This is a genomic window from Pseudomonas sp. IT-P218 (genome assembly GCF_949767605.1).
Classification (GTDB): Bacteria; Pseudomonadota; Gammaproteobacteria; order Pseudomonadales; family Pseudomonadaceae; genus Aquipseudomonas; species Aquipseudomonas putida_AE.
Genome location: NZ_CATKQQ010000023.1, coordinates 28418 through 38554 on the forward strand (window position 1 = coordinate 28418; position 10137 = coordinate 38554).

6 protein-coding genes are annotated in these 10137 nt (G+C 61.9%); 1 reads left to right on the forward strand and 5 read right to left on the reverse strand.

Translation table 11 applies throughout. The features are described 5' to 3' along the window. Positions 1-45: 45 nt before the first annotated feature. The 5 genes from ACM6I6_RS16565 to pvdM form a co-directional block, all read right to left on the reverse strand. Positions 46-2526, reverse strand: coding sequence for a TonB-dependent siderophore receptor (locus tag ACM6I6_RS16565; protein WP_323606890.1), 2481 nt, complete (start codon positions 2524-2526; stop codon positions 46-48). 233 nt (positions 2527-2759) lie between these two features. Continuing rightward, positions 2760-4409, reverse strand: coding sequence for a cyclic peptide export ABC transporter (locus ACM6I6_RS16570; RefSeq protein ID WP_323606889.1), 1650 nt, complete (start codon positions 4407-4409; stop codon positions 2760-2762). Between the two features lie 216 nt (positions 4410-4625). Beyond that, the gene (locus tag ACM6I6_RS16575) at positions 4626-5489 is read right to left on the reverse strand and encodes a formylglycine-generating enzyme family protein (protein WP_323606888.1); all 864 of its coding nucleotides are present in this window, start codon (positions 5487-5489) and stop codon (positions 4626-4628) included. A gap of 153 nt (positions 5490-5642) precedes the next feature. Beyond that, positions 5643-6923 carry an aminotransferase class V-fold PLP-dependent enzyme gene (locus ACM6I6_RS16580; protein WP_414920264.1) on the reverse strand — a complete coding sequence of 427 codons (1281 nt, stop codon included), beginning with the start codon at positions 6921-6923 and terminating at the stop codon, positions 5643-5645. Positions 6924-6952: 29 nt separating this feature from the next. Then, on the reverse strand, positions 6953-8302 hold the full coding sequence (pvdM, locus tag ACM6I6_RS16585; protein ID WP_323606887.1) for a pyoverdine-tailoring dipeptidase-like protein PvdM: 1350 nt from the start codon (positions 8300-8302) through the stop codon (positions 6953-6955). Between the two features lie 185 nt (positions 8303-8487). On the opposite strand from pvdM, the gene ACM6I6_RS16590 reads away from it, so the two are divergent. Continuing rightward, positions 8488-10107 (forward strand): PvdJ/PvdD/PvdP-like protein, encoded by a 1620-nt coding sequence (locus ACM6I6_RS16590; protein WP_414920263.1) that lies wholly within the window; start codon positions 8488-8490, stop codon positions 10105-10107. The last annotated feature ends 30 nt before the right edge of the window (positions 10108-10137 follow it).

The window sequence follows — 10137 nt, forward strand, 5'->3', positions numbered from 1 at the left end:
GCCCGCATCTCTCAATGCGGGCATTTTTCATTTCAGCTCAGCGACTCAGAAGTCGTACTTGGCCGTGAGTTGAAAGTTACGCGGCTCGCCGTAGAAGGTGGTGCCGAAGTTGCCCAGGCCTGTCAGGTACTTCTTGTCGAAGACGTTGTAGGCGTTGGCGGTGAAGCTCAGGTGTTCGTCGTACTGGTAACGGGTCATCAGGTCGACGAGGGTGTAGCCGCCTTGCTTGAGAGTGGCGGTTGCACCTTGACCGCTGCCATCCACGCTCGGGTTGAAGCTCTGGCCGTAGAAGGCGCTCTGCCAGCTGACGCCACCACCGACGGTGACCTGATCCAGGGCGCCGGGCAGGCGGTAGGTGGTGAACGTACGCACGACGTGTTCCGGTTTAGTGGTGGCCAATGGGAAGCCGTAGATGCGTTGTTCGTCATCGTCACGCGAACGCGCGTAGGTGTAGCCAGCCGACAGGTTCCAGCCTTCGGCCAGTTCGCCGGCCATTTCCAGTTCTACACCCTCGGTGGTGGCGCCGGAGATTGGCTTGTAAACGTCCTGGCCGGTGGTGGTATCCGTGGTGACGTACTGGGCGACGTTGTCCTGTTCAATGCGGAAGAAGGCCAGGCTGGCGTTCAGTCTGCCTTCGAAGTAGGCCGCTTTCAGACCGGTCTCGTAGCTGTCGCCTTCAACCGGGTCCAGGGTCTTGCCGCTGGCATCCTTGTAGATTTGTGGCTGATAGATGTTGGTATAGCTGGCGTACACCGAGTACGTGTCGTCGAGGTCATAGACCACACCCGCGTAAGGCGTGACGACGCCGTGTTCCTTGTAGCTGGCATGGGTGTCAGCCAGGCCGGCGCCGGGGTAGTAGGTGTAATCCTCGTTGTACTTGAAGGTGCTGACACGGCCGCCGAGGATGAACGACAGGTCGTCTGTCGGACGCAGGCGGGTGGCCAGGTAAGCGCCGTTCTGGCTTTGGGTGCGTTCGTACTTGCCGTTCTTCGGAAACTCCGGTTTGGCAATGTGGCCTTTCCAGTCGAAGATGTCACCCGGCACCAGTCCGAACTCGGAGCTGTCGTAGGTCGCACCGGTCTGGCGTGAATGGGAGGTCATGAAACCCGCCACCAGTTCATGCTCGCGACCGCCCAGGCTGAACGGGCCGGAAACGTTGACGTCAGCGGTGTTCTGCACGCGATGGCCTTCCCAGCGCCCCCAGTAGAAGAACATGCCTTCGCCGGTGTTGCGATCCGGGTTGCCGCCGCTGGCGGAGGCCAGTTGGGTATCGTGATCGGTGGTTTTCTGGTCGAACGTGGCCTTGAGTTTCCAATCGTTGGCCAGTGCCTGTTCCAGGGAGGCGAAATAAGTAGTGCTGTCGAAATCACGACGGCTCCAATCGGAACCCGGGTTGAAACTGCGAGAGAAATCGGTACGACCACCGTCGCTATAGAACGGTGAGTTACCGGTCCAGGAACTGCCGCGAGGGGTTGCGCTGGACCTGTCCACACCCAGGGTCAGCAAGGTGTCGTCGGTCAGGTCGGCTTCGAGGATGCCGTAGTACAGGTCTTTCTTCTGGCTGTAGTGGTCGATGTAGGAGTCCTTGTCCTGCAAGGCTCCGACAAAGCGGCCGCGCACGCTGCCGGTGTCGTTCAGCGAACCGGAGATATCACCTTCGGTGCGGTAATTGTCCCAGGAGCCAACAGTGCCGCTGACCGAAGCCTTGAAGTCCTTGGTCGGTTTCTTGCGCACCAGGTTGACGGTGGCGGCCGGGTCACCAGCGCCGGTCATCAGGCCGGTCGAGCCCTTGATGACTTCGATGCGGTCGAGGCTGGCGGAGTCGTCGCTGTTGTTCGGGTTTTCACCGTAGACACCGTCGTAGGGAATGTTGACGCCATCGTACTGAAAGTTGGTGATGGCAAAGCCACGGGTGGAAAACTCGGTACGGTCGCTGTCGTACTTCTGCATGGTGACGCCGGGCGTGTTACGCAGGACATCACCCACACTCTTTGAGCCTTGATCGTCCATCTGCTGACGGGTCACCACGGTCACCGACTGCGGCGTTTCGCGAATGGTCAGTGGCAGCTTGGTGGCGGTGGTGGTCGCGCCCGTGGTGTAGGAACCGGTGCCTTCAGTGGTCAGGCCCAGGGCCTGGCCGGAAATGGTGGTGGCGCCCAGTTGCAGGCTCGACGAGCCGCCGGACACCAGCGTCACGCTGTTGCCGTTGATCTGGAACGAAATGCCGGTGCCCTTGAGCATCTCGGCCAGGGCCGCGGAAGGCTCCAGCGAGCCGGACACCGCACGGGACTTGATGCCGGCCACCTGGTCCGGGCTGTAGAGGATCTGCAGGTTGGTCTGCATGCCCAGCTGGCTCAGGGCGCTGGACAGCGGCTGAACCGAAATACTGACTTTCACAGGTGCAGCATTGGCCATCGAGCTCCCCAGCAAGGTGGCGGTCAGCAGAACGCTGGTCAACAGGGTTTTATGCAGTGACGGGCGCTGTACGGCCAGCGCGAGAGGTGTACGGCGTGGAAGAGATCGCATTACTTGCCTGTGCTCCTGAAAAGTGTTTTGTGAAGTTTTTGTTAATGGGAATGATTATTAAGACGGAGCACTGACAGGAAACCGGAAAAATAATTTTTGAAGGTTCGGAACTGCGCAAAACCTGTGGGAGCGGGCTTGCTCGCGAAGGCGGTGTGCCAGTCAGCATTAATGTCGCCTGACACGACGCTTTCGCGAGCAAGCCCGCTCCCACATTTGAATGGCGCCAGACTTGTTCAGGCGGTTGTCAGCTCGGTCACGACCCGTCCGCTTTCCATGCGCACCAGTTGGTCGGCGACGTCGAAGTAGCGGTCGTCGTGGGAGATCACGATGATGGTCTTGCCCAGGCGCTTGAGGTCCGGCAGCAGCTCGGTGTAGAAAATCCGCCGGAAGGTCGGGTCCTGGTCGGCCGCCCACTCGTCGAACACCAGCACAGGACGCTCTTCCAGCCAGGCATTGACCAGCGCCAGGCGCTTGCGCTGGCCGGTGGACAGGTCGGTGGTGGTGAAGTTGCCGTCCTTGACGCTGACCTTGTGCGCGATCTCCAGGCGCTGCAGGTACTTGTTGGCGTCTTCGGGGATATGCGTATCGCCCTGGACCACGTCGTCGAACAGGTAGTAGTCGGCAAAGATGGTGGTGAACAGCTGGCGATAGTCGTCGCGGTTGTGCGCGTCGATGGCCTCGCCGTTGACCCGGATCTGCCCCTGTTGCGGCGTGTATAGACCCAGCAGCAACTTGATCAGGGTGGTCTTGCCACAGCCGTTCTCGCCGACGATGAAGGTGATGTCGCCCTGCTTGATCGACAGGTTGACCGGGCCCAGCTGGAACGGCGCCGCGCCCTCGACCGCCGGGAAGGCGTAGCGTACGTCCGCCAGTTGCAGTTCGTGCACGGTCTGTTTGACCTTGCCCTGGTCGCTGAGCAGCAGGTGCGGTTCCGGGGTGGAAAACTGTTCGGACAGTTCGGCGATGCGGCGGAAGGCGATCTGCGCGCGGCTGACGATCGGCAGGGTGCTGATCAAGTGCTCCAGCGGGCCTTTCATGTACAGCAGCACCAGGACGAAGCCGCTCATCACGGTTTTGTCGGCGCTAGGCCAGAAGGTTTGCAGGGCCAGGGCCAGGCCGATGACCACGAAGAACAGCATCGAGCCGAAGGTCTTGGCGATGACGAAGGTGTTGATCGAGCGCACCTGGGTGTTGCAGATGAACTCGGCGGTGCCCTTGATGCCCGCGGTGAACATGCGCTGGCGGCGTGGGCGATGAATGCGCAGTTCCTTGGCGCCTTCGGCAATCGCGTTGTAGTGCTTTTGCAGCTCGTCTTCAGCCTCGCGGGCGGCCATGAAACCTTGCACGCCCTTGCTCTGGGCATAGGCCTGGATCGCGGTGCCGATCAGGATCGCGGCGACCATGATCAGGAACATCGGCCACGACAGGATCGCCAGGTAACCCATGCAACCCAGGGTCACGGTGACGGAAATCGCCAGCGGCGCGAAGGCGAAGGCGAAGTCGCTGATGGTGTCGACGTCGTGGGTCAGCACCGGGATCAGGCGATGGCTGCGATAGCGCTCGATCTGTTCGATCGGCGCCGACAGCACCTTCTCGCCCAACTGTTTGCGCAGCTTGGCAATGATGTGCTGGCCGACGTAGTTGGTGCCGATGTCCGAGCAGATGGAACTGGCCAGCGCCAGCAGGCACAGGCCGGCGAACAGCGCGACCACGCCCTGGGTCAGGCCACTGTCCGAATGCAGGGCATTGTTGATGGTCGCCAGCAACACCGTGACGCTCAGGCCGCCGACCATGCCCAGGAAAATGGACGCGGCGACGATGAGTCGAAAGGGTTTGAGCAGGGCGAACAGTTCGCCGATGGCGCCGCGGGTGGGCTGGGTCATGGAAGACGGTTCCTTGGGTCGGAAGGCAGATACCCAGTAGAACGTCTGGTCGAGGGGTTAATTTAGACAGTGCTGATTGGCGGTGAGGTTGCTCACACCGCAAAACCCTGTGGGAGCCAGCCTGCTGGCGATGGCGGACGGTCAGTCGACATCTTTATTGACTGAAAAGTCGTCATCGCCAGCAGGCTGGCTCCCACAGGGGGAAAGTGGTACGCCTTAGAGCTGGCGGATTACGCGAAAGCCCATCCAGTCCCCACGTTCCTGCGGGTACTGGCTGTTGCGGTTGCCTGAGCGGGAGAACACCGGGGCTTCACCCCAGTCGTTGCCGCGGATGCGCACGGCTTCGCAGTTGGCTTCCAGCCAGGCGCTGCCGTCGGTGGGGGCGCCGACGTAGTTCGGGTGTTCGCAGTCTTCGACCCATTCATAGACGTTGCCGTGCATGTCATACATGCCGAAGGCGTTCGGTGGGTAGCTGCCCACCGGCGAGCTGAAGCTGAAACCGTCGGCCGGGCCGTAGGTGTTGGCGTGTTTGGCGATGCTGTATCCCTTGCCTTCATCGAACGGGAAGGGGAATGGGCCTTTGGTGCCTGCGCGTGCGGCGTATTCACGTTGGGCCTCGCTGACCATGCCGTACTTCTGCCCGGTTTTTTTCGACAGCCAGGCGACATAGTTTTTCACGTCGTCGAAGTTCATGCACACCGCCGGCTGGCGCGGGCTCTGCGGGTAGCGCGGCTTGCTGGCGACGCACTCGCGGCCTGGGCGGGTATCGCCGTTGGCGATGGTCACGCCGCTTTCTTTCACATAGCTGTCCCACTCACCGGCGGTGATCTGGAAGCGGCTCATGGCGAAGGGCTTGGCGAAGGTGACTTCATGCATCGGACCTTCATCGGGCTCGCGGCCGACTTCGTCATCGGGGGTGCCCATGGTGAAGGTCCCGGCGGGCAGCACGACCATTTCCGGGCAGTTCTTGCAGTCCTTGAATACCTTGCCCGCTGGCGGGGCGGTGGCGGCCTGTACGGCAGATGGCAGCAGGCTGGCGAGGAGGGCAGCCAATCCAACGGTCAGCAGATTTCGGTTCATGACTCATCTCGATCGAAGAAAAAACGGGTGTCGTGCGAGGTCCAATGTGGGAGCGGGCTTGCTCGCGAATGCGGTGTGTCAGGCAACATGAGTGTCGACTGACACACCGCATTCGCGAGCAAGCCCGCTCCCACAGGGTTTCGCGTCATGCCTTCAGGCGGTTTTGTTCAGCAGGGACATGAAGCGGTCGATTTCGTGTTCGTTGTTGAGCAGGCCGGGGGCGATGCGGATCACCGGGCCGACGTCGCGGTCCACCGAGTCGCAGACCACGCGGTTCTGCATCAGTTGGCCGGCGACCTTTTCACAGTCCTGGTCCTTGATCCGGAAGAAGGTGAAGCCGGCGGATAATTGCGGGCTCTTTGGCGTGACCAGTTCGATCCGCGGCTGTTCCAGCAGGCGGTCCTTGGCATAGCTGTTGAGTTCATGGATGCGCGCCTGCACCTCGGCCTTGCCCAGGTCCAGATGCAGCTTAAATGCTTCGTCTGCGGCCCAGCGGTGTTCGAAGCTGTGATAGCCGCCTGGGGTCATGATGGTGGCGAAGTCGGTGGATTCGCTGAAGGTCGGAATGATCGGCGTGACATCCCTGACCTCGGCTGAGCGGGCGCAGATGATCCCGGTACCCCGGGGGCCGAACATCCATTTGTGGGTGCCGGCGATGAAGAAGTCGCAGTGCATATCGGGAAACTCAAGGTCCTCGACGCCAAAGCCGTGCACGCCGTCGACCACATACAGGATCTGGTCTTTCTCGTCGCGCTGGCGGTTCTGCTCTTCGACCAGCTTGCCGATTTCGCCGATCGGCAGTTTCACGCCGCTGCCCGATTGCACCCAGGTCATGCCCAGCACGCGGGTTTCGGGGCGGATGCCCTGGGTGATCGAAGCGAGCACCTCATCCACCGAGATGTCGCGGCTGTTGTCGAACAGCTTGAGCTTGCGCACCTGGGTCCCCTGGCGTTGCTGACGAAATTCCAGGGTGTAGTTGGTCGAGTAGTGTTCGTGTTCGCTGACCAGGATTTCCTGGTCCGGGCGCACATGAATCCCGCCGTAGATCATCGCCAGACCTTCGGTGGTGCTGCCGGTCAGCGCGATCTGCTCAGGCTTGGCATTGAGGTAACGACCGGCCCAGACCCGCACGTTGTGCTCGCGTTTCTCGGTTTCCTGCAGGTCCCAGTCCATGGCCCGGCCAGGGTTGCGGTCGATGTTGGCGCGGTGCATGTCGATCGCGTTGCGCACCGGCGTGGGGTGCGAGGTGACGAGGAAATTGGCGAAATGCAGGTAGTCCGGGTCCTGATTGAACAACGAGCGCAATTGCGCCCATTTGCCCTTTGGCAAGGGCTGGGGATTGCCGGCCAGCGCCGGCAGGTTCACGCCAGCAGCCAGGGGCAGGCCGGCGGCGAGAATGCCGGCCTGCTTGAGGAAGGAACGACGGTTGGTCATGGCTTGGGCTTCGCTTGGCAAAAGTGGCATCAGTTTTTCGCGACGGGCCGGGCGGATTTCTCGACCTGGTCCCAGACCCGCAGGAAGTTGCCGCCCCAGAGCTTGGCGATATCAGCCTCGCTGTAACCGCGGCTGATCAACTCGGCGGTCACGTTGCGTGCCTCGCTGACGTCCTTCCAGCCGTCCAGGCCGCCGCCATCGTTGAAGTCGGAGCTGATGCCGACGTGATCGATGCCGATTTTCTTCACCGCGTAGTCGATCGCGTCGCCATAGTCCTTGAGGGTGGCCTTGGGTTCTTCGTCGACGATCGCGTAGAGCTCGCTGGCGTATTCGCCGAACCGTTGCTCAGACCACACGGTGATGATCGGGTCGCCCGGCATCAACGCCATCTCCAGTCCCTGCAGCGGTTGCAGGTCGAAACGCGCACGCAGGGCGTTGAGTTTGTCCTGGGTGGCCTGGCTCAGCGGGCGGATGTAGGTCGGGAAACCGACAATCTGCACCACGCCGCCGCTGTCCTTGATCAGCTGCATCTCGTGGTCGCTAAGGTTGCGCGGGATGTCCACCAGGGCGCGCGGGGCAGAGTGCGAGGCGACCATCGGCGTGCGGCTCAAACGGGCCACTTGCTCCAGGGCCTTGGTCGACATCTGCGATACATCGATGATCACGCCGAGGTCGTTGAGGCGCTGCACGGCTTGCTTGCCGATGTCCGAGAGACCGCCGAGGGCGTCCCGGGAATCGTTGAAGAACGGCAATGGCCTGGAAGAATCAGCCCAGGCGTTGTTGCCCACATAACTGAAGCCGAACATGCGCATGCCCCGCGCCGCCCATTTGTCCAGGGCGTTGAGGTCGTTGCCCAGCGGGTAGGCGTTGAGCATGCTCATGAAGATCGCGAACTTGCCTTCGCCATGCAGGCGGCGGAAGTCGTCGGGGGTGTAGGCGATGGCGGCCTGATTGGGAAAATCCCGCACCAGGGCGCTGATGATCTTGTAGCGGGTTTCCTGCTCGAAGCGTGCCTCTTCGATGAACCCGGCGGTGGGGCGATGCGGCGCGTTGGCGCCGTTCCAGATTTCCGGCCAGCCGAAAATCGTCAGGGCCGCGCCGGACAGGCGTCCGCGCCCGCTCTTGACCAGGTCGAACTGGCCGCTGCCGTCCTTGTCGGCTTCATTGCCGGCGGTGCCGAAGTCCATGGGGATGGTGATGTGGCTGTCGAACGAGAGAAGGCGCTCATGCAGATCATCGGCCTGTTTCATCACCTTGACCGGGTAGCCGGAATTGTCCTTGAACCAGTAGTCCCAGGCAGCAAAGCCTGCGCCCGCGCTGATCGCCAGGGCCAGCGGCAGGCCGATGAAAAGAGCCTTTTTCGAACGTGGTTTTGTCATTGCCGTCTCAGTCAGGTTCGCCTTTGCTATCTGGGGGGAACGAGTGGCCGAGGAAGGAATTTAGTGTTTGTGCTGGCCTCTTCGCTGGCAAGCCAGCTCCTACAGTAGACCGCTTTTAAATTTGTGCGGGCAACATACGTTCTAGCTTGGATAAAGCCTGCTTCATGGCTGACACAGGTAGGGCAATGACGATTTCTCGACGATGGTTCATGGCAGGCCTGGCGCTGACCGGCGCTGCCGTGCCTGCGGCTTTTTATGGGCATCGTGAATGGACGAAGCCGGACCCGACGATCACGCCGGGGGAAGCTTCATTCGATGTGGCGGATGTCGCCGGCCAACGCCTGGCGGACACCCTGCGCGGGGTCTGGCAGATCCGTTTCGAAGGTCGCGATGCCGGGCTTGAGGGCTTGCCACAGGACGGGTTGGAGCTGTTTCTCGACATCGGCCACAAGGGCCGTGGCCTGATCGGCTTTCTCGACACCGCCGAGCGTTTGCGTGGCAGCGAAGCGCCGCGTTATCGGGTGCTCGGCGATGTGGCCGGGGTCAAGCCGGCCCAATTGAGTTGGCGCTTGCTCAGCGCCGGTGGCAGCTGTGATTACGAATTCAGCATGGCACTGGACGAAGTCTGGGCCGGTTTCGGTAACGCCGGCAGCGGCAGCCTCAGTGGTCGCGTGCTGGATCTGGATCGTCCCTTGATGCAGACGGCCCAGGACAATCGCTTCGTCGCGGTCAAGAAAGTGTTCCCCGAAGCCCGCGAGCGAACCGGTCTGAATCCGCCACTGCTGGCCTGGCTGACGTCCCAGGAACATCGGTTGTTCCACCAGCTCTGGCATGCGTCCCGGGACAAATGGCACACCTTGCCCGAAGACAAACGCAACGCCTTGCGCGGCATCGGCTGGCAGCCCGGGCCGCGGGACCAGGAGCGTGACGCCCGGGGCAAGCGCAAGGATCGCAACGGCTCGGGGGTGGACTTTTTCTTCATGCACCGGCACATGCTCGGCACGGCGCGTTCGATGATGGACTTGCCGTCGTGGACGCAGTTCCCCTTGCCGCAACCGGAGCTGGCCCGTGACCGCATCGGCTTCGCCAATTATTTCGACAACCACGACGGTACGGCGCTGCCGCCGACCTGGTTGGCCGAAGACGATGACGAGTATTCGCAGTGGGTCAGCGACATCAAGACCGCCGAGACCTACCACAGCAATTTCCAGGTCTGGGAGTCGCAATACCGCGATCCGCGTTACCTGTCGAAGCTGACCCTGGGGCAGTTCGGCTCAGAGGTCGAGTTGGGCCTGCACGACTGGCTGCACATGCGTTGGGCCTCGGTGCCGCGCGATCCGTCCAACGGCCAGCCGGTACCGTTCGCCCGCGATCCGTCGGACTTTTCCGCGCGCTGGTATGCGCCGGAAAACGACTTCCTCGGCGATCCGTTCTCGTCCCACGTGAACCCGGTGTTCTGGCACTTCCACGGCTGGATCGACGATCGCCTGGAAGACTGGTTCCGCGCCCATGAGCGTTTTCATCCGGGGGAGGTGAGTCGGCTTGAGGTCAACGGCGTGCAGTGGTTCGCGCCGGGACGGTGGGTCGAGATCGATGATCCGTGGCTCGGCCCAGGGACCCATGGTTGCAGCACCACGCCGGGGTTGCAGGCGGGGAAATCGGTGGAGATGGACCCGGAGACCATGAAGCTGGCGTTGCGGATTACCTTTGGTGAGGATGAAAAGAAGCTCGCGGATCTGTTGCGCAAGGTGCCGCAGCGGCCTTGGTATGCGCGGAATCTGAAGGCCAAGACGGTTTCGAGTTAACCGCACCCCAACCATGCGGCACACAAAAAA

Excerpts from the sequence above, each read along its gene's own strand:
- ACM6I6_RS16565 (WP_323606890.1), bottom strand. The coding sequence starts at position 2,526 with ATGCGATCTCTTCCACGCCGTACACCTCTCGCGCTGGCCGTACAGCGC.
- ACM6I6_RS16570 (WP_323606889.1), bottom strand. The coding sequence starts at position 4,409 with ATGACCCAGCCCACCCGCGGCGCCATCGGCGAACTGTTCGCCCTGCTC.
- ACM6I6_RS16575 (WP_323606888.1), bottom strand. The coding sequence starts at position 5,489 with ATGAACCGAAATCTGCTGACCGTTGGATTGGCTGCCCTCCTCGCCAGC.
- ACM6I6_RS16580 (WP_414920264.1), bottom strand. The coding sequence starts at position 6,923 with ATGACCAACCGTCGTTCCTTCCTCAAGCAGGCCGGCATTCTCGCCGCC.
- pvdM (WP_323606887.1), bottom strand. The coding sequence starts at position 8,302 with ATGACAAAACCACGTTCGAAAAAGGCTCTTTTCATCGGCCTGCCGCTG.
- ACM6I6_RS16590 (WP_414920263.1), top strand. The coding sequence starts at position 8,488 with ATGACGATTTCTCGACGATGGTTCATGGCAGGCCTGGCGCTGACCGGC.